The organism is Thalassospira sp. CA1, assembly GCF_059052855.1.
In genome coordinates, this window is the sequence record NZ_JBZCIA010000009.1 from 122558 (window position 1) to 140611 (window position 18054).

The following is an 18054-nucleotide window of genomic DNA, read 5'->3' on the forward strand; positions in this document are numbered from 1 at the left end:
TCGGGGCCGGTATTATTTCATGATACCGGCCCTTGTTTTTTCATTTTCCTGTGCTCTGATAGCCGTCAGAAAAAGAAACGAAGACAGGAGATCAAGGAAATGAAACCAATTGCTATTTCGCGCCTGACCATTTGCGGCATTGACGAACTGCCGACCCATCGCAGCCATGGTGTGACCCATGTCCTGTCAGTCCTTGATCCCGAACGCGAAGACCCGACCATATTCGCGAATTTTGATCCGCATGAACGCACTATTTTACGTTTCCATGACGTGATCGAGGACAAGGAAGGCCGTCCGGCCCCGACCAAGACCGATGTCGAAGCCATCCTTGCCTACGGCGAAACCCTGATCGGAAGCCGTGCGGATCGTCGCGATGGTCATTTGCTGGTGCATTGTCACATGGGCGTGTCGCGTTCGACCGCCGCCATGATCACCCTGATGGCACAGTGCGAGCCGGACCGCGATGAAGACAGCATCTTTACCACCATCCGCGAAATGCGCCCGATTGCCTGGCCGAACTCGGTGATGATCGCCTTTGCCGATGAACTTCTCGGGCGTGAGGGGCGCCTGACCGCAGCCCTTCATCGCCACTACGCCATTCAGCTTGAGCGCGATGCGATGTTCGAACGCTGGATGACCGAACTTGAACGCCAACGCGAAGTCGGCTTTGGCAAGGGCCTGCAGAAGACGTAATTCGCCCGCCACAGGCACTTTGTCGCAGCAACTTCGTGGACTTTACAGTTGCTGCGATAGGGTTTTGGTTTTTTCCGTAACAACATTGCCGGTGTGTTTGGTCGATTTGCTTTCAATCAGCAGGACCCAGCACTCTTCCTTGGCAATCGGGTTATGCATGACCCCTTTGGGGATGGTCAGGAATTCGCCTTCGCTCAGTTCGACCTTGTGGTCTTCGAACTCGATGATCAGGCTCCCCTTGACGATATGGAAAAGCTCGTCTTCCTCGTCATGGGCATGCCAGACCAGTTCGCCTTTTACTTTTGCAATTTTGAGATATTGGTCATTCACTTCACCAATGACTTTTGGCGACCAATAGTCGGTAATTTGATCAAAACTTTGCATCAGATTGCGTGCGACGAGTGTGCTCATGAAAATGCCCTGTTGTCTGCTAGTGTGGTTTGGTTTTGATTTCGCGACTTTATATCCGGGGCGATTTTCACGCAGAAGTCCTAATCTTTTTGGGCCAAGCCTTTTGCGCAAGAATGTGAAAAGCCGATATGCTGGCGAATGCGACGCCGCGTTCGATTAGCATTTGTCTGACGCGTTGAATCGATTTAAAAGGCGGTGGGTCCCACAGACCACATACTATTGATCCGCCGAATTTGCGGACAATTCGAACGGAGAAACGTCATGACAGCCAAAGCTGTTTGTCTTGGGGAACTGCTGATTGATTTTGTTCCGACCGTGACCGGAACCGGCCTTGCCGATGCGCCGGCCTTTGCCAAGGCGGCTGGGGGCGCACCGGGCAATGCGGCTGTGGGTTTGCAGCGTCTGGGTATTGAAACCGGTTTTATCGGTAAACTCGGCGATGATGCCTTTGGCCATTTTCTGGTAGATACCCTTAAGGCCGACAATGTCGATACATCGGGCATTGTCCTGACCAAGGAAGCCCTGACCGGGCTTGCATTCGTCTCCCTGCGTGCCGATGGGGAACGCGAATTTTCATTCTATCGCAGCCCGTCAGCCGACATGTTGCTCAGCATTGATGATCTTGATCAGGACATGCTGAAATCAACCGATCTGTTCCATTACGGAACGCTTTGCATGATCGATGATGACCCACGCGCGGCAACGCTTGAAGCGATCAAGATCGCACGTGAAAACGGCGCGATCATTTCGTGTGATCCGAACCTGCGCCTGCCGCTGTGGCCGAGTGCGGAAAAGGCACGTGAAATCCTGCGTTTGGCGATCAGTCAGGCCGATGTCGTCAAGATGTCGGACGAGGAAATCACTTTTGTTTCCGGCAAGGATGACCTTGAAGAAGGCATCAAGGATCTGTGGTGTGATCAGTGGCGTGCGATGATTGTGACTTACGGTCCCAAGGGATCACGTTACATCACACCGGCGTTTGATGGTTTTGTGCCGTCCTTTGAAATCACGGCGGTTGATGCGACCGGGGCAGGGGATGGCTGCACGGCAGGCTTCCTGTCGCGCCTGCTGAAGGACCCGGAGCTTCTGGGGTCCGAAGACAAGCTTGCAGCCGCGTGCCGCTTTGCCAATGCGGTCGGCGCGATCACGGCAACCAAGCGTGGTGCCATCAACGCATTGCCGACGGAAAAAGAAGTCGAAGACTTTCTGTCGAACCGATAAGATCACAGGCGTAAATGAAAAATCACGCGGCGGCCATAATCTTGCCGCCGCGAGCTGCAAACTGTCCCACACATGGTTTGAAACGCGTGTTAGCCTGTTGGCGATAGCACCGTATTGTTATGAATAAATTTGAATGGGCCGAGGGTGGTATGTCTGCTGATAAAATGACCGCAAGCTGGGATAAACTCGATCAACTGGGCGCGGAAGTTTCCGAAAAGCTCAATCTGCGTCAGGCCTTTGCCAACGATCCTGCACGCTTCGAACGATACAGTGCGGCCCTCAATGACCTGTTTGTTGATTACTCCAAAAACCTGATCACCGATGATGTGATGGCGGCTCTGGTTGAGCTTGCCAAGGCGGCTAATGTCGAAGGTTGGCGCGACCGGATGTTTAATGGTGATCGGATCAATGTCACCGAAAACCGAGCGGTCCAGCATACGGCGCTGCGCAATCTTGATGGTGGCCCGGTCGAGGTTGACGGCGAAGACGTGATGCCGGCGGTCAAGGAAGTGCTTGCCCGTTTGAAGGACTTCGCGGCGCGCGTCCATTCCGGCGAATGGAAAGGCCATACCGGCAAGAAAATCACCGATGTGGTTAATATCGGTATTGGGGGCTCCGACCTTGGCCCGGTCATGGTCAACGAGGCGCTCCGTCCATATCAAATCGATGGCATTCGCTGCCATTTCGTCTCCAACGTTGATGGCGCGCATATTGTCGATACGCTGAAATTCCTTGATGCGGAAACGACGCTTTTCATCATCGCGTCCAAAACCTTCACCACCGACGAAACGCTCACCAACGCCTATTCCGCGCGTGACTGGCTTGTCGGGATGCTCAAAGACGAGGCCGCCGTTGCCAAGCATTTCGTTGCCGTCTCAACCGCCCTTGATAAGGTCGCGGCATTTGGCATTGATACCGACAATGCATTCGGTTTCTGGGACTGGGTTGGCGGGCGCTATAGCCTGTGGTCGGCAATCGGTCTGCCGATCATTCTGGCTGTTGGGTATGACAAGTTCGAAGAATTGCTGCGTGGTGCGCAGTCAATGGACAACCATTTCAAAACTGCCCCGATTGAAACCAACATTCCAATGATCCTTGGTCTGATCGGGGTGTGGTATCGCAATGTGCTTGGGGCTTCCAGTCAGGCCATCCTGCCCTATGATCAGCACCTGTCGCGCCTGCCGGCCTATCTGCAGCAGGCCGATATGGAAAGTAACGGCAAGTCTGTGACCCGTGATGGCAAACCGATTGCCTATGAAACCGGCCCGATCATCTGGGGCGAACCGGGCACCAACGGCCAGCATGCGTTTTATCAGCTGATCCATCAGGGCACGGAGCTGATCCCGGTTGATTTTATTATGGCTGCCAATGCGCTGCATCCGTTGGCCAACCATCATGACAAGCTGGTGTCGAACTGCCTTGCACAGGCCGAGGCGTTGATGCGCGGCAAGACCGAGGTCGAAGTCCGCAAAGAGCTTTCTGGTAGTGACCTATCACCGGCCGAGATTGATGTGCTCGCACCGCAAAAGGTGTTTGATGGTAACAAGCCCAGCACCATGATCCTCTATAAGCAACTGGATCCCTTCACCCTTGGCCGACTGGTCGCGATGTATGAACATAAAATCTTTGTTCAGGGCATCATCTGGAACGTCAATTCCTATGACCAGTGGGGGGTTGAACTTGGCAAGCAGCTTGCCAAGGAACTGCTTCCGATGGTCGAGGGCAAGGAAGATGCCGGTACGCGTGATGCATCGACCGCAGGCCTGATCAAACGGCTGCATGCATTGCGTGGCTCATAAGCTGGCTTAGTCGTCCTGATCATCAGCGACGATGCGCAATCGATAGTTACCTGAAGGGCGGTTTGGGCCATGGCTGATGCCGCCCTTTTCAAATGTCAGTTTGCGTTCGGCACATAGTTGTTCTGCGACCTGATGCACGCGCGGCATCAAATCCCGCCAGTAGGAGCCAAAGGTTTTGGCAACCTCGGACGGGCATATCGTTTTGTCGGGCCCGCGCTGTGTTGCCAGATCAATCACGCGCTGGCGCAGGATGGCATAGGTTGGTTGATCTTCGTCTTTTCGGTCAAACATCATGATAACTGGTCCTGCATGTTCGTTTTTGCAGGCTGCTTTCGTTGGCGTCGGCACCGGTCAGAGCAATATTGAACCTCGTCCCAGCAATCCTTCCATTTGCGCCGCCAGTTAAACGGGCGCGCGCATGTCACACAGGTTTTTTGCGGCAGGTCTGATTTGCTGTGGCGATGTCCATTGGCATTTTTCGGCATGATACTGTGTTCGGATCACGTTTACCGATTATCCGATCAGGGCTTCGACCATGGCATGTGCCGCCGATCTGCCACTGCGCCAGGCCGCCTCGACCCGTGCGCCAAGGCACCAGTCCCCTGCGGCAATCACCCGGCCGTTCATGCCGTTAAGGTGACTTTTGCCAAGCGGCAATTCAGTCCGCGCATAGCGCCAACGATGGGCTTGCACCGAATGAAGTTCTGGCAGTTTCACACCGCTGACATCACGAAGGGCGGCCAACAGCTTTTCAATCACGCGGTCCTTGTCTTCCTCAAGATGGTGACGTGACCATTCCGGGCTGGCATGCAGGACCCACGGATCGGGTGTGCGACGGTGGAACATGTCATCGTTCTGGCTGCTGCGCGCGGCCCAGCTGATTTCGGGACTGGGATACAGCATCGCGTCAAAGCCGGTCGGAAGTGGGCTTTCAAAGGCGGCCATCACTGCCCAGCACGGCGCCATGACAACCTCGTCAATCGGGGCATAGCGCGGGGCAAGCGGGCGCAAAAGATCGGCAGTTTGCGGGGCAGGCGCGGTGACGATCACACCGTCAAACGGGCCGTAAGTCCCGTCCAGATCATCATGGAGCATAAAACTGCGCGGGCCGGATGGCTCGATGCCGACAATGCGGTGTTGTTTCTGGATCGGGAATGTGTCGACCAGTGGGCGGATCAGTTTGTTCATCTGTGGTGCGCCCTGATACCAGGGCTCTTCGGCAAGATTGCCGACATGGCGCGCGATCGGTGAAAGTGCAGCACCCGATTGCGCCGGGGCGGGCGTGCCGCGATGCAGGTTGGGTGACCAGTTCTGGGCCGCGTTAAACTCGGTTGCTTCTTGCAAAAACGCATTAAAGCCGGGATCACGCGCCGTCACATATTGCGCACCATGATTGAAATGACCAAAGTCGGTGCGCCGTGACGCCAGACGCCCGCCAAGGCCGCGGCTTTTTTCAAAAACCGTTACGTTCATGCCAATGCGGTGCAGCGTGCTGGCCGCCTTTAGGCCCGCCATTCCGGCACCAATGATCGCAATATTCACGTTTGACATCCGTGGCATGTGTGGCTCCTGTCTGGGTCGCGGGGCAAGTCCCGACGGATTGTTTCAAGTTATATTTTCGATACGAAACCAGACCGGGATTGGAGCAGTCCCACCGATAAGAAATTTATGAAACTGTCACGACCGGGTCATGAAACCGTTACAACAAACACGCAGTCTGCCTGCTTTGATTACGGTTATTCCAAGGGGAAAACATGCGTTCTTCATTGATGGCGACAGCCGCTGTTTCGTTGCTTCTGACAGCCTGTGCAGGCACGGCACCCAACCAAACCAAGATGGCGGGTGACGTCATGAATGCGGGTGCGCATCCGATCACGATTGTGCCGATGGGCGAATATCGTACCGGGATGCTAGATGAAAGTGCGGCGGAAATTCCGGCATTTGATCCGGTTTCAAAGCGCATCTTTGTCGTCAATGGCGCGGACAAGGTGGTCGATATTCTTGATATGTCCGATCCGTCCGAACTGACCAAGATCGCTGCGATTGATCTTTCCACCTGGGGCAAGGGTGCCAACAGTGTTGCAATCAAAAATGGCGTTGTCGCAGTGGCCGTCGAAAACATCGATAAGCAGGCACCGGGTCAGGCCGTTTTCTTTGACACTGATGGCGGGTTCATTTCAGCGGTCACCGTTGGCGCATTGCCCGACATGATCAAGTTTTCCCCGGATGGGAAATATGTTCTGGTCGCAAACGAAGGCGAACCCAATGACGCATTCACCAATGATCCGGAAGGTAGTGTTTCGATCATTTCCATGGCCGGTGGTGCAGAAAACTTGTCCGATGATGACGTCCGCACGATTGATTTCAAGTTCCTGAATGATGGCAAGCTGCCCCATGGTATGCGGACGTCCAATCCGGGTGCTTCAAGCGTGGCACAGGACGTGGAGCCGGAATATATCGCCGTCTCCAAGGACAGCAAAACCGCCTATGTGTCGCTGCAGGAAAACAACGCGGTTGCGATTATCGATATCGAAACCGCAACAGTCAAAAACGTCGCCGGTCTTGGCTTTAAAGATCATTCGGTCCATGCATTCGATGCCAGCGACAAGGACGGCAAGATCAATATCCGCACTTGGCCGGTGATGGGCATGTTCATGCCTGACACCATCGATGCGATCAATATTGATGGCAAGGAATGGGTCCTGATCGCCAACGAAGGCGATTCACGCGACTATGACGGTTACAGCGAAGAAACCCGCGTTGGCAAACTGACCCTTGATCCGGTGGCCTTCCCGACGGCAAGCACCCTGCAAAAGGATGAAAATCTTGGTCGTTTGAAGACCACAACCGCGCAGGGTGACGTTGATGGCGATGGTGATTTCGATGTCATCTATAGCTATGGCGCACGGTCGTTCTCGGTGCTGGATGCAGACGGTGAAATGGTCTTTGACAGTGGTGATGCGTTTGAGCAGATATTGGCGGCGAACTATCCCAACGTTTTCAATTCCTCGGATACTGAAAACTACAGCCGTGACAACCGCTCCGATGACAAGGGCCCGGAGCCAGAAGGCATTGCAAGTGGTTATGTTAACGGCACGCCCTATGCCTTTATCGGGCTGGAACGTCAGGGGGGCTTCATGATCTATGATCTGACCAACCCGACCAACCCGCAATTCGTCACCTATCACAGTGATCGTCGTTTCTCCGGCAATCCGGAAAATGATACTGCCGGTGAACTGGCCCCCGAAGGCCTGCAGTTTGTTGATGCCAAGGACAGCCCGACCGGCAATGCAATGCTGGTGGTGGCATCGGAAGTATCTGGTAGCACCAAGGTTTATGACCTGAAGTAACCCGATTACAGCCTTGATTGTTGGATATGGGGAAGCCGGGCATTGCCCGGCTTTTTCCTTTTTAAACGCCAGATGGAAAACGGTTCAAACCGGTGGCGATATCGACTAAACTCCCGCCGCGGTCGGGGACATGGCCGATGAATATCAGGGGAGTTCGGGACACTGACGACGCGACGTGAACCACATATTCTGGTCGTTGATGACGACCAGGAAATCCAGAAGCTTTTGAAGAAGTTCCTGTTGCAACACGGTTTTCGCATTACCACCGTGTCCGACGGCAATGAAATGCATCGTGCGCTGCGCGACTGGAAAATCGATCTGGTGATTCTTGATATCATGTTGCCGGGCGAGGACGGCTTTGCGCTGTGCCGGGATGTTCGACGGACATCCAAGGTGCCGATTGTCATGCTGACCGCGGTGGGCGAGGATACTGACCGTATTCTTGGCCTTGAACTTGGTGCGGATGATTACCTGACCAAGCCGTTTAACCCGCGTGAATTGCTGGCCCGTATCCGTGCTGTGTTCCGGCGCTTTGAAACCGGGGCGGTTGGGCCGTCTGATAACGAAGTCGCCCCGGCGCACAAGATCATTTTTGGCGACTGGACGCTTGATATCGGGTCACGCGAATTGCGCGACGCCGATAATGTCGCCGTGCACCTGTCGACGGGCGAGTTTTCGTTGCTTCTGGCTCTGGTCAAGAACAACAAACGGGCGCTTTCGCGTGAACAGCTTGTTGATATTGTACGCGGGCAAAGCTCGCTTCCGTTTGATCGCAGCATCGATATCCAGATCAGCCGCCTGCGCCGCAAGATCGAAAAAGATGCCAAGAACCCGAAACTGATCAAGACAGTGCGCGGCATCGGCTATCAGTTCTGCGCCGACACCCAAACGATTTAGGCCGACCCATGGCCGATATGTTCGCAAAATTCAGCAACTATATGCGCCGCTACAAGCCGCGCACGCTGGGCGGGCGTATCTTTCTTTTGATGATGCTGGGCGGACTGATCATTGCAGCCCTTAGCGCCATGGCATCCTATTACGTGATCGAGCGGGATGAGCGCATTGGCCGGGCCTATACGCTGGGCTTTACCATTCGCGAACTGGTACGGATTGCCGAAAACCCGGAATTTGAAGAAAATATCATCGATATTGCTGCGCGCGATGGCATGACAATGCGCATCCTGCCATCCGATGATGTCGGGACCTTGTTGCTGTTTTCCAGACCCGCACAGCATATCGCCATGCCGGTCCGTCTGGCCAATACCGGCTGGCCGACTTCGGTCAAGGTGCATTTCGAACGCGGTCGGTTGAGTGCCGAACAGCGCGCCACCATCGAGGCCACCGAAAATCCCAGCCTGTTCTTTGCCGAATTGTCGCGTGAAATTGCCCGTCTGGGGCTTGAGGCACAGGTGGAAATCATGATGCCGTCGGGCAAGCGCATTCTGGTGCACCATAACGAGCTGTGGGCGAATTATTCGTCCCCGTCGCTGGTGTTTCTGATGTTCCTGATGGGGGTGGCGGCGGTTCTTGTCGTGTTTGCCGGGCTTGCCGATTTGTTGGCAGGCCCGTTCAAGCGCCTGACACGTGCGATCATTGATCACGCCGATGATGTCAGCGGCCCACCGGTGGAGGAACGCGGACCGACCGAGGCGCGATCAATGGCCGCGGCCTATAACGATTTGCGCGAACGCATTTCACGGATGCTGGGCGATCGCACCCGGATGCTGGCCGCCATTTCGCACGATTTGCGCACACCCAGCACGCGGTTAAGGCTGCGCGCCGAATTCATTGAAAATGATGAACTGCGTGAAACCGTTTTGCGTGATCTTGATGAAATGGACAGTCTTCTCAATGACGCGCTTGATTTCCTCGGTGACTGGATCGCCAAGGAAGAAGAGCGCACGGTTGATTTCATTTCCGTGCTAGAGGCCATATGTGACGATTACGCCGATCTTGGCCGCCCCGTAAGCTTTGCCGGGCCACAACCCTTGCAGTTCAGCTCGGTCCATACGGTGTTCGGCGGCAATGATGATGCCCATTCCTTTGAGGGCAAGCGCAGCATCCGGTTGTCTTGCCGTCCGGGTACGTTAAAGCGTGCCTTTACCAACCTGATTGAAAATGCCCTGAAATACGGCCATCGCGCCAATGTCAGCCTCGAAGCCACAGCAGATACCGTGCTGGTCACCATCCGGGACGAAGGGCCCGGGATTCCGGTTGAGCATCAGGATAAGGTGTTCCTGCCGTTTTACCGCGTTGAAGGATCGCGGGCGCGCAGCACCGGGGGCAGTGGCCTTGGGCTGTCGATTGTGAAAACGGTCATTGATGCCCATGACGGGCGCATCGAGTTGCGCAATATGCCGGGTAAAGGTCTGGAAGTTATCGTGTCCCTGCCGCGCAGGGTTTGAGGCCATCCCGCCAAGTGCAGGGCAGAGCAGGGCCCAAAAAGAAGAATGGCGGGTGGCCCCCAGAACCACCCGCCAATCAGATCAGATCCGCAACTCGGTATCCGGGTCAAACAGACTGATCTGAGACATGTCGGCCGAGAACGTCATGCTCTCGCCCGGTTTCGGTTGACGGTCCGGACGGACGCGCGCCACGATTTCCTTACCGGCGATTTCGATCACGGTCATGGTGTCGGCACCGGTCGGTTCGATCACTTCGACCTTGCTGTCGAAATTGACATACTGGCTGCCCGGTTCGTCCGACCCGGTACGTTTGTGGGTCAGGGCTTCGGGACGAATGCCGAACACGACATCCTTGCCGATATAACCACGGTAGCTTTCCGGCGCCTCAAACAGCGGCAGGACAATCGGGTTGCCATCGCGCGGGATGGTCAGGGCCAGCTTGCCGTTGTCTTCGGTCAGGGTCGCATCAATGAAGTTCATCGACGGCGATCCGATGAAGCCAGCAACAAACATGTTGTTCGGGCGTTCATAGATGTTCTGCGGCGTATCGAACTGCTGGAGGATACCGTCTTTCATCACCGCGATGCGCGACGCCAAAGTCATGGCTTCGATCTGATCGTGGGTGACATAAACGATGGTCGAGCCAAGACGCTGATGCAGCTTCTTGATCTCGGTGCGCATGTCGACACGCAGTTTCGCATCAAGGTTCGAAAGCGGTTCGTCAAACAGGAAGATATCCGGATCACGGACAAGCGCGCGGCCCATGGCCACACGTTGACGCTGACCACCCGAAAGCTGGGACGGTTTGCGATCCAGAAGTGCTTCGATCTGAAGCAGTTTGGCAACATCGGCAACGGCCTTGTCGCGTTCCTGATTGGAAACGCCACGGATTTCGAGGCCAAAGGTGATGTTCTTGCGCACCGTCATGTTCGGGTAAAGCGCATAGGACTGGAACACCATGGCGATGTTACGGTCTTTGGGATGCACGTCGTTGATAACGCGATCCCCGATGCGGATTTCCCCGTCGGTGGCTGTTTCCAGACCTGCAATCAGGTTCAGAAGGGTCGATTTGCCGCAACCGGACGGACCGACAAGGACGAGAAACTCGCCATCGTCAATCGCCAGATTGATTTCCTTGAGAACTTCGACAGGGCCAAAAGCCTTGCGAACTTTATCGAGGGTGAGTGATGCCATTTGCTTATCCCTTCACCGAGCCGGCGGTCAGGCCGCGGACGAAGTATTTGCCAGCGAGAACATAAACCAGCAACGTCGGAAGGCCGGTCAGCAGGGCTGCTGCCATATCAACGTTGTACTGTTTCACGCCGGTCGTGGTGTTGACGATATTGTTGAGTGCGACGGTCATCGGTGCGTTTGCGCCAGAAGCGAACGAGGCACCGAACAGGAAGTCGTTCCAGATCTGGGTGAACTGCCAGATGACCGAAACCACGATGATCGGGGTCGAGATCGGCAGAATAATGCGCCAGAAAATGGTGAAGAACCCGGCACCGTCAATGGTGGCTGCCTTGACCAGTTCATCCGGGATCGAAACGTAGTAGTTCCGGAAGAACAGGGTGGTGAAGCACAGGCCGTAAACGACGTGGACCAGAACAAGGCCCGGGGTCGAACTGGCAAGACCAAGCTTGCCAAGAACCTGTGACATCGGCAGCAGAACAACCTGGAACGGAATGAAGCAACCAAACAGCAGCAGGGCAAAGACGATGTTTGCACCCTTGAACCGCCACTTGGTCAGCGCATAACCGTTGATCGCACCAAGGAAGGTCGAAATCAGAACAGCGGGGATCGCCATTTTGACCGAGTTCCAGAAATAGATTTTGATCCCGGTACATTCGACGCCAACGCAGGCTTCGTTCCATGCATAGTTCCATGCATCAAACGTCACCACGCGCGGCAGCGAAATCAGCGACCCTTCACGAATTTCGTCAAGTGATTTCAACGACGTCGAAATCATGACGATCAGCGGGAAAAGGTAGTAGGCCGCAAACAGGATCAGAATAAGATACAGCAACCCGCGCAGAACCGTGTGTTTCCAGCCTGCGTCGTGGCTGTAGGTCTGAATATCAGCCATTTTTCTTGCCTCCGCGCAGTTCGGAATACAGATACGGCACAATGATCGCCATAACGGTCGCCAGCATCATCATGGCACTGGCCGCACCAACACCAAGCTGGTTACGCTGGAAGGCCATCGTGTACATGAAGGTTGCCGGAAGATCGGATGAATAGCCCGGGCCACCACCGGTAAGCGCAATGACAAGGTCAAAGCTTTTGACAGCGAGGTGGGCCAGAACGACGATCGCACTCAGGAAAACCGGGCGGATCGACGGGATGATGATACCGAAATAGATCCGGGGCAGGCTGGCACCGTCCATATAGGCTGCGCGAATGATGTCCTGATCGACGCCGCGCAATGCCGCAAGGAACATTGCCATCACAAAGCCGGATGCTTGCCAGACTGCAGCGATCACAACCGTGTAGATCGCCATGTCCGAATTGACCAGCCAGTCGAACTTGAAGCTCGTCCAGCCGAGGTCATGCATCATGCTTTCAAGGCCAAGGCCCGGATTAAGAAGCCATTTCCAGACAGTACCTGTCACGATGAAGGACAGGGCCATCGGATAAAGGAAGATCGTGCGAAGCGCACCTTCGGCGCGAATACGCTGATCAAGAAGAACTGCCAGAAGGCACCCGATGAACAGGCAGGTCACAATAAACAGACCGCCAAAGATCAACAGGTTTTCAATGGCAACATGCCAGCGTTCCATCTGCCACAGGCGTTCATACTGTCGCAGCCCGGCCCAATCCCAGACGGGAAGCATGCGCGACTTCGAAAACGCCATATAGCCGGTCCACAGGATGAACCCGTAGACAAAAAACAGGGACGCAGCAAAGGACGGTGCAACAACGATCTTGGACAGATGACGCTGGATGCTGGCCGTCAGGTTGCTTTCGGTGCTTTGAGAAGCCCCCATAACCTTTGCCTCAAAAGTTAAATGAGTGGGAAACAGGCCCCGGAAATTCCGGGGCCTGCAAATTGCTCATATCTCAGATTGTACTGATCAGATGAGATTAGTCTTTGGCCAGTTCAACAGCTTCGACCAGACGCGAGACGGCTTCGTCAGACGACATGTCGGAGTTGAAATGTGCGGTCACGACGTCAACGATCGCACCTGCAAGATGGCCACGCAGTGCCATGCCATGTGCCATGGACGGAAGGAAACCACCGGCTTCCTGTGCGGCCTGGAGGTCAGCTTCGGACTTCTTGGCGCAATCGTCGAACTTATCAAGCGAAACGCCTGAACGTGCCGGGATCGAACCTTTGAGAAGGTTGAAGGTTTCCTGGAACTTCTCGCCAACAATCAGTTCGGCAAGCAGTTTCTGGCCTGCGACCTTGTCGTCGCCCGAAACGTTGAACATGGCAAAGCTGTCAACGTTGAACAGGTAGCCGTTTTCAGACGGGGTTGCTGCACAGATGAAGTCTTTGCCCGGTACTTTGCCAGCAGCAAGGAATTCGCCTTTTGCCCAGTCACCCATGATCTGCATGGCGGCTTCGCCATTCATGACCATTGCGGTTGCAAGGTTCCAGTCACGACCCGGGAAGTCGGCATCGACATAACCGCGGATTTTGCGCATCTGGTCAAACACCGCTTTCATGGTGTCGGAGTTCAGTGCGTCTTCGTCGAGATCAACCAGAGCACTCTGGAAGAATTCTGGGCCGCCAAGGCCAAGAACGACGGTTTCAAAGACGGTTGCGTCCTGCCACGGCTGACCACCATGGGCAACCGGCGTGATGCCTGCAGCCTGGAGTTTGTCAGCAAGGGCGTTGAACTCGTCCCAGGTGGTCGGTGCGGAATCGGCACCAACTTTTGCCAGAAGGGTCGGGTTTGCCCAGATCCAGTCAACGCGGTGTACGTTTACCGGAACAGCAACATAGTCGCCTTCGTATTTCATAACGTCCTGGATCGCAGCCGGGATAACGTCATCCCAACCTTCAGCAGCGGCAACGTCGTTGAGATCAGCAAGGGCACCCTGTTCGGCCCATTCCTGAATTGCCGGACCTTTAAGCTGAACAGCAGCCGGTGCATCACCCGACAGAACGCGCGAACGCAGAACGGTCATGGCTGCATCGCCAGCACCACCAGCGACCGGGCTATCAACCCAGGTACCGCCATTGGCTTCGAAATCTTCTTTAAGGGATGCGACAGCTTTTGCTTCGCCGCCCGAAGTCCACCAGTGCAGAACTTCAGCGGTCGGCTCGGCATGAGCAAAGTTAGCAGTCGCGAGTGCAGAAAACGCCACACCAGTGGCGAGGATGGTTTTGCGCAGATACATCTAGGTTTCCTCCCTGGCTTTTAACCATTTGCAGCGACAACATGCTGCGAGAAGGGGCACAATGCATCCACAAAACTGTAACAGGGCGTTTCCAGATTGCGAACTGAAACACTTTGTTACAAAATTGGCAATATACATCGTTAATATATTGCAGAGCAGCAAAAACAATTAGGGCGTTTGTCGGCATTAAAGCTGTGACGCATCGGAATAAGTGCATTGAATTTGGTCGTGATTATCATGTGATAGCAGGGGAATAGAGGTCGACCATGTGGAATAGCGCACCTGTTATCGACTGGATTGCCAAAGAAGGCCGCCTGATCGAGGATGCAAATGCCTTCCTTGACCAACTGATGACCCGTATTAATGCCCAAGGATTTCATATTGCGCGCATGCGCTGCTCGATGGAGGCACTCCATCCGCAAGTCGCCGTCTGGTCGTTTCTGTGGGATCGGGAACACGGAGCACGTCTGTGGGAGGCCACCCACGGCATTCATGAAAGCGGTTCCTACATCGGAAGTCCGGTCGAAGACGTTAACCTGCATGGTGGCCCGGTGCGCATTCACCTTGCCAGGGTCAATCCGGCCGATCATCACCCGCTCGTCGGCGAACTGATCGGCATGGGGTTGACCGACTATTATTGTACCCGCATTCGGTTCAGTGGCGGCCGCTGGTGCGTGATGACCATCGCGACAGATCAGCCCGACGGTTTCGATGACGCAGAAATCGCCTGTTTTGAACGGGTGCTGGAGCACGTTGGTGGGGTGCTTGAACTGCATGTGACCAAACGGATCGAACATTCGTTGCTTGATACCTATTTGGGCGAACGCACGGGTGCGCGGGTCATGCATGGCCATATTCGTCGCGGTGACGGTGAAACCATTCGTGCAGCCCTTTGGTTCAGTGACGTGCGCGATTTTACGGTTATGACCGAAACCCTGTCGGTCGAACAGCTGCTTGACAGTCTTAATGTCTATTTTGAAACGGTTGAACGTGCGGTGCGCGCCCATGGGGGCGAGATTTTGCGGTTTGTTGGCGATGCGATGCTGATTGTCTTTGCCCAGGAAAACAATCAATCCGCCGAAAGTGTCTGTGAAAATGCCGTGCGTGCGGCCGAGGCCGCCTTGGCCGATCTGGAAAATGTCAACCGCAACCGTTTGAAAGAAGGGCTGCCAATCCTTCGCTTTGGTGTCGGGCTTCATTACGGCGAAGTGGTCTATGGCAATGTCGGCGGTACCCATCGACTGGATTTCACCGTGATGGGGGTGGCGGTAAACCGGACGGCCCGTCTGGAAAGCCTGACCAAACAGATCGGCACACCCTTGTTGATGTCAGATGTTCTGGCAAGCCACATCACCGAGCCGACGGTTTGCTGTGGCGACTTCGCAGTCAAAGGCGTTGCCGCGCCGCTTACCGTCCATGCCCTTCAATCGGCTTTGCCTTTTGCCAAGGTTGCAGAGGGGAACGTCTAGGCAGGGCATGGGGCAGGGCGTTTTGATCTGAAAATCTGGCGAAAATGCTGCGCTGCACTATACGCGTTCAGGTATATTTCAACTCAAAACATCATACTTAATCGCCGTATCAGCCACGGATTGTTGGGTATGGTTTGTTGATCTGTGTTTATCTGTGAATAAACGGCACAGATGATATGCATTTTTTGGTGGTTGAGGACCAAGTGGAATTTCGACATATTGCAACGCGAAGCAAGCTGATGAATGCGCCAGACAGTTGGAGGTCACCTCCAAGGCAGCATTCAAAATTGTAACCCAAGGAGGTTCAACATGTTCCTGTCCAGTATTCTTGTTGCTGTTCGCCGTTGGGCCTATGCACGCTCGGTCGCGAATGAACTTTACGGCCTTGATAAGCGCGATCTTGATGATGTCGGGATTTCCCAGTGGCAGATCAAAGACGTTGCTCGTAAAGCAGCACGTGACGCGATTGCATAACGCTCGCACCATATAGGTACCCGTCAATCGGGATTGCCAATGCGGAAGCCGGACACAAGTCCGGCTTTTTGTGTTTCTGGGGTAGCTTCTAGGCTAAACCAATCCGGACAAAGTCACGCAGCGTATGGAAGCAATGTTCTTGTGATCGCGAGTTCCGTTTGCATGCCGCTGGTTTGTTTCCGCATTTTAAGTCTGTCCACCACACCTGACCCAACCGATGTTGTTGGGTGGCGCTGATGCGCACACCCATCACAATCGTCTGGTTAAAACGCGACCTGCGTCTGCATGACAATGCGGCGCTGAATGCGGCGATTGCTGCCGGATATCCGGTTGTGTTGCTTTATGTCGTCGAGCCCGATTATTGGCGGCTGCCAGACACATCGGCGCGGCATTGGCAGTTTATTCGAACGTCGCTGTATGAACTGGCGTCTGATGCCCGTGCGCTCGGTCAATCCCTTACCGTGCGGGTTGGCGATGTTGTTGATGTCTTGGCTGGGCTCGCCGACACATTTGATATCCGTGCCATTCATGCACACGCAGAAACCGGCAACCTCTGGACGTTCAAACGCGATCTGGCTGTTTCGGATTGGGCGCGCCAGATGGGCATTGCATTCCAAGAACATAGGCAGTTTGCCGTTATTCGTGGCAGGCTTGATCGTGATCACTGGCACGGTGCATGGCAGGCGTTTTTTGCCAGCCCACCGACCGGGAAGGAGCTGTTTCAAACACCACCTGTTGATCTTGATCCCGGAACAATTCCCGAAAATCCGATTGCGCACCTTTCCGCACCTTGCAATGACCCGCAGGGTGGAGGGCGACGCGCGGGGATGCGGCTGCTTTATAGTTTCCTTGAATATCGCGGGCAACGATATCACCGCGAAATGTCATCGCCCCGAACCGCATTTGAAAGCTGTTCACGGCTAAGTCCGCATATTTCCTATGGCACGGTATCCTTGCGCGAAATCATTCATGCTGTGCGTGAAAGACGGCGCGATATCCATGCCATGCCTGCAACAGATCGCCCCAAAGGATTTCTTTCGGCGCTAAGCGCGTATGAAAGCCGGCTACACTGGCATTGTCATTTCGTCCAAAAGCTTGAAACCACACCGGGGATCGAGACCGAAAACCTGCACCCGGCCTATGATGGCTTGCGGCCTGATCATCCCAATGATCCGGGACTTCTGGCCTGGAAAGCGGGCAAAACCGGATTTCCGTTTATCGATGCCTGCATGCGCGCCCTTGATCACACCGGCTGGATCAATTTCAGGATGCGCGCGATGCTGACAGCCTTAGTCAGCTATCAGCTCTGGCAACATTGGCGCGAACCCGCATTGCATCTCGCACGGCAATTTGTCGATTACGAACCCGGCATTCATTACCCGCAAATCCAGATGCAATCAGGCACGACCGGGATCAACACGCCACGCATCTATAACCCGGTCAAACAATCCAATGATCAGGACTCCGATGGTGCGTTCATACGCCGTTGGGTGCCAGAACTGCGTAACGTTCCGGACGCCTTCATTCACGAACCCTGGCGTCTTGCCCCGATTGAACAGATTGATCTGGGCGTTGAGATCGGAAAACATTATCCAGCACCGATTGTTGATCATATGGCCGCCGCCCGACATGCCCGCACCAACATCTGGGCCATTCGCAAAAACGATGATTTCCGCGATCAGGCACAGCAAATCGTCAAGCAGCATGGCAGCCGAACATTTAAACAGAAACGACCACCGGCCGGGCGCGATAAATCCGATCAACAGATCACGTTTGATTTCTGATCCTTAGAAAAGGCTGCCTTGTTCTGATCCGGTATCAAGCTTGCCATCATCAAGTTTGCTTAAGAACGCGTCGCCCTGTGCGATCAGATCGCGCTTTTTGT

General features: G+C 54.7%; 17 protein-coding genes. 9 read left to right on the forward strand and 8 right to left on the reverse strand.

The genetic code is table 11. The annotated features are described in order from the left end of the window. Nucleotides 1-99 precede the first annotated feature (99 nt). Nucleotides 100-693, forward strand: a complete 594-nt coding sequence (locus AC5Q5A_RS15320) for a tyrosine phosphatase family protein (RefSeq protein ID WP_286791196.1) — start codon at nt 100-102, stop codon at nt 691-693. 42 nt (nt 694-735) lie between these two features. On the opposite strand, the gene AC5Q5A_RS15325 is transcribed toward AC5Q5A_RS15320, so the two are convergent. Beyond that, nucleotides 736-1104, reverse strand: coding sequence for a cupin domain-containing protein (locus tag AC5Q5A_RS15325; RefSeq protein ID WP_493895811.1), 369 nt, complete (start codon nt 1102-1104; stop codon nt 736-738). A 261-nt stretch (nt 1105-1365) separates the two neighbouring features. Between AC5Q5A_RS15325 and AC5Q5A_RS15330 the strand changes: the two genes are divergently transcribed. Next, complete coding sequence (locus AC5Q5A_RS15330) at nt 1366-2325, forward strand: PfkB family carbohydrate kinase (protein WP_493895812.1); 960 nt, start codon at nt 1366-1368, stop codon at nt 2323-2325. Nucleotides 2326-2474: 149 nt separating this feature from the next. Then, nucleotides 2475-4124 carry a glucose-6-phosphate isomerase gene (gene pgi / locus AC5Q5A_RS15335; protein WP_493895813.1) on the forward strand — a complete coding sequence of 550 codons (1650 nt, stop codon included), beginning with the start codon at nt 2475-2477 and terminating at the stop codon, nt 4122-4124. A 6-nt stretch (nt 4125-4130) separates the two neighbouring features. Here the strand turns inward: pgi and AC5Q5A_RS15340 are convergent, their stop codons facing one another. From AC5Q5A_RS15340 to AC5Q5A_RS15350, 3 genes are read right to left on the reverse strand one after another with little or no spacing between them, the layout of a single operon-like run. After that, the gene (locus AC5Q5A_RS15340) at nt 4131-4418 is read right to left on the reverse strand and encodes a DUF3253 domain-containing protein (protein ID WP_493895814.1); all 288 of its coding nucleotides are present in this window, start codon (nt 4416-4418) and stop codon (nt 4131-4133) included. Further along, nucleotides 4415-4609 (reverse strand): DUF2256 domain-containing protein, encoded by a 195-nt coding sequence (locus AC5Q5A_RS15345; RefSeq protein WP_493895815.1) that lies wholly within the window; start codon nt 4607-4609, stop codon nt 4415-4417. The genes AC5Q5A_RS15340 and AC5Q5A_RS15345 overlap by 4 nt, the downstream gene beginning before the upstream one ends. Before the next feature lie 28 nt (nt 4610-4637). Continuing rightward, on the reverse strand, nt 4638-5684 hold the full coding sequence (locus tag AC5Q5A_RS15350) for an NAD(P)/FAD-dependent oxidoreductase (protein WP_493895816.1): 1047 nt from the start codon (nt 5682-5684) through the stop codon (nt 4638-4640). Between the two features lie 194 nt (nt 5685-5878). On the opposite strand from AC5Q5A_RS15350, the gene AC5Q5A_RS15355 reads away from it, so the two are divergent. The 3 genes from AC5Q5A_RS15355 (at nt 5879) to AC5Q5A_RS15365 (ending at nt 9879) form a co-directional block, all read left to right on the forward strand. Continuing rightward, nucleotides 5879-7474, forward strand: coding sequence for a choice-of-anchor I family protein (locus tag AC5Q5A_RS15355; RefSeq protein WP_493895817.1), 1596 nt, complete (start codon nt 5879-5881; stop codon nt 7472-7474). 162 nt (nt 7475-7636) lie between these two features. After that, the gene (locus AC5Q5A_RS15360) at nt 7637-8371 is read left to right on the forward strand and encodes a response regulator (protein ID WP_493895837.1); all 735 of its coding nucleotides are present in this window, start codon (nt 7637-7639) and stop codon (nt 8369-8371) included. A gap of 8 nt (nt 8372-8379) precedes the next feature. Continuing rightward, nucleotides 8380-9879, forward strand: a complete 1500-nt coding sequence (locus AC5Q5A_RS15365) for a sensor histidine kinase (protein ID WP_063086945.1) — start codon at nt 8380-8382, stop codon at nt 9877-9879. A gap of 81 nt (nt 9880-9960) precedes the next feature. On the opposite strand, the gene AC5Q5A_RS15370 is transcribed toward AC5Q5A_RS15365, so the two are convergent. The 4 genes from AC5Q5A_RS15370 to AC5Q5A_RS15385 form a co-directional block, all read right to left on the reverse strand. After that, nucleotides 9961-11073: an ABC transporter ATP-binding protein gene (locus tag AC5Q5A_RS15370; RefSeq protein WP_064782009.1), complete on the reverse strand. Its 1113-nt coding sequence runs from the start codon at nt 11071-11073 to the stop codon at nt 9961-9963. A gap of 4 nt (nt 11074-11077) precedes the next feature. Further along, on the reverse strand, nt 11078-11965 hold the full coding sequence (locus AC5Q5A_RS15375) for a carbohydrate ABC transporter permease (RefSeq protein ID WP_063086947.1): 888 nt from the start codon (nt 11963-11965) through the stop codon (nt 11078-11080). Beyond that, nucleotides 11958-12866: a carbohydrate ABC transporter permease gene (locus tag AC5Q5A_RS15380; protein ID WP_493895818.1), complete on the reverse strand. Its 909-nt coding sequence runs from the start codon at nt 12864-12866 to the stop codon at nt 11958-11960. Before AC5Q5A_RS15380 ends, AC5Q5A_RS15375 begins: the two co-directional genes overlap by 8 nt. A 97-nt stretch (nt 12867-12963) precedes the next feature. Further along, the gene (locus AC5Q5A_RS15385; protein WP_063086948.1) at nt 12964-14226 is read right to left on the reverse strand and encodes an ABC transporter substrate-binding protein; all 1263 of its coding nucleotides are present in this window, start codon (nt 14224-14226) and stop codon (nt 12964-12966) included. A 266-nt stretch (nt 14227-14492) separates the two neighbouring features. Here AC5Q5A_RS15385 and AC5Q5A_RS15390 point away from each other — a divergent pair, with 266 nt between their 5' ends. The 3 genes from AC5Q5A_RS15390 to AC5Q5A_RS15400 all read left to right on the forward strand — a co-directional run bounded on the left by AC5Q5A_RS15390 (nt 14493) and on the right by AC5Q5A_RS15400 (nt 17953). After that, nucleotides 14493-15695 carry an adenylate/guanylate cyclase domain-containing protein gene (locus AC5Q5A_RS15390; protein WP_493895819.1) on the forward strand — a complete coding sequence of 401 codons (1203 nt, stop codon included), beginning with the start codon at nt 14493-14495 and terminating at the stop codon, nt 15693-15695. 309 nt (nt 15696-16004) lie between these two features. Further along, the gene (locus AC5Q5A_RS15395) at nt 16005-16169 is read left to right on the forward strand and encodes a DUF1127 domain-containing protein (RefSeq protein ID WP_008891829.1); all 165 of its coding nucleotides are present in this window, start codon (nt 16005-16007) and stop codon (nt 16167-16169) included. 236 nt (nt 16170-16405) lie between these two features. Then, nucleotides 16406-17953 (forward strand): cryptochrome/deoxyribodipyrimidine photo-lyase family protein, encoded by a 1548-nt coding sequence (locus AC5Q5A_RS15400; RefSeq protein WP_493895820.1) that lies wholly within the window; start codon nt 16406-16408, stop codon nt 17951-17953. Nucleotides 17954-18054: the final 101 nt, after the last annotated feature.

What these genes read in the sequence shown, in the direction of transcription:
- AC5Q5A_RS15380 (WP_493895818.1), bottom strand. Translation starts at nt 12,866, where the DNA reads ATGGGGGCTTCTCAAAGCACCGAAAGCAACCTGACGGCCAGCATCCAG.
- AC5Q5A_RS15400 (WP_493895820.1), top strand. Translation starts at nt 16,406, where the DNA reads ATGCGCACACCCATCACAATCGTCTGGTTAAAACGCGACCTGCGTCTG.
- AC5Q5A_RS15390 (WP_493895819.1), top strand. Translation starts at nt 14,493, where the DNA reads ATGTGGAATAGCGCACCTGTTATCGACTGGATTGCCAAAGAAGGCCGC.
- AC5Q5A_RS15345 (WP_493895815.1), bottom strand. Translation starts at nt 4,609, where the DNA reads ATGCCGAAAAATGCCAATGGACATCGCCACAGCAAATCAGACCTGCCG.
- AC5Q5A_RS15395 (WP_008891829.1), top strand. Translation starts at nt 16,005, where the DNA reads ATGTTCCTGTCCAGTATTCTTGTTGCTGTTCGCCGTTGGGCCTATGCA.
- AC5Q5A_RS15365 (WP_063086945.1), top strand. Translation starts at nt 8,380, where the DNA reads ATGGCCGATATGTTCGCAAAATTCAGCAACTATATGCGCCGCTACAAG.
- AC5Q5A_RS15375 (WP_063086947.1), bottom strand. Translation starts at nt 11,965, where the DNA reads ATGGCTGATATTCAGACCTACAGCCACGACGCAGGCTGGAAACACACG.
- pgi (WP_493895813.1), top strand. Translation starts at nt 2,475, where the DNA reads ATGTCTGCTGATAAAATGACCGCAAGCTGGGATAAACTCGATCAACTG.
- AC5Q5A_RS15340 (WP_493895814.1), bottom strand. Translation starts at nt 4,418, where the DNA reads ATGATGTTTGACCGAAAAGACGAAGATCAACCAACCTATGCCATCCTG.
- AC5Q5A_RS15330 (WP_493895812.1), top strand. Translation starts at nt 1,366, where the DNA reads ATGACAGCCAAAGCTGTTTGTCTTGGGGAACTGCTGATTGATTTTGTT.
- AC5Q5A_RS15325 (WP_493895811.1), bottom strand. Translation starts at nt 1,104, where the DNA reads ATGAGCACACTCGTCGCACGCAATCTGATGCAAAGTTTTGATCAAATT.
- AC5Q5A_RS15320 (WP_286791196.1), top strand. Translation starts at nt 100, where the DNA reads ATGAAACCAATTGCTATTTCGCGCCTGACCATTTGCGGCATTGACGAA.
- AC5Q5A_RS15355 (WP_493895817.1), top strand. Translation starts at nt 5,879, where the DNA reads ATGCGTTCTTCATTGATGGCGACAGCCGCTGTTTCGTTGCTTCTGACA.
- AC5Q5A_RS15370 (WP_064782009.1), bottom strand. Translation starts at nt 11,073, where the DNA reads ATGGCATCACTCACCCTCGATAAAGTTCGCAAGGCTTTTGGCCCTGTC.
- AC5Q5A_RS15350 (WP_493895816.1), bottom strand. Translation starts at nt 5,684, where the DNA reads ATGCCACGGATGTCAAACGTGAATATTGCGATCATTGGTGCCGGAATG.
- AC5Q5A_RS15385 (WP_063086948.1), bottom strand. Translation starts at nt 14,226, where the DNA reads ATGTATCTGCGCAAAACCATCCTCGCCACTGGTGTGGCGTTTTCTGCA.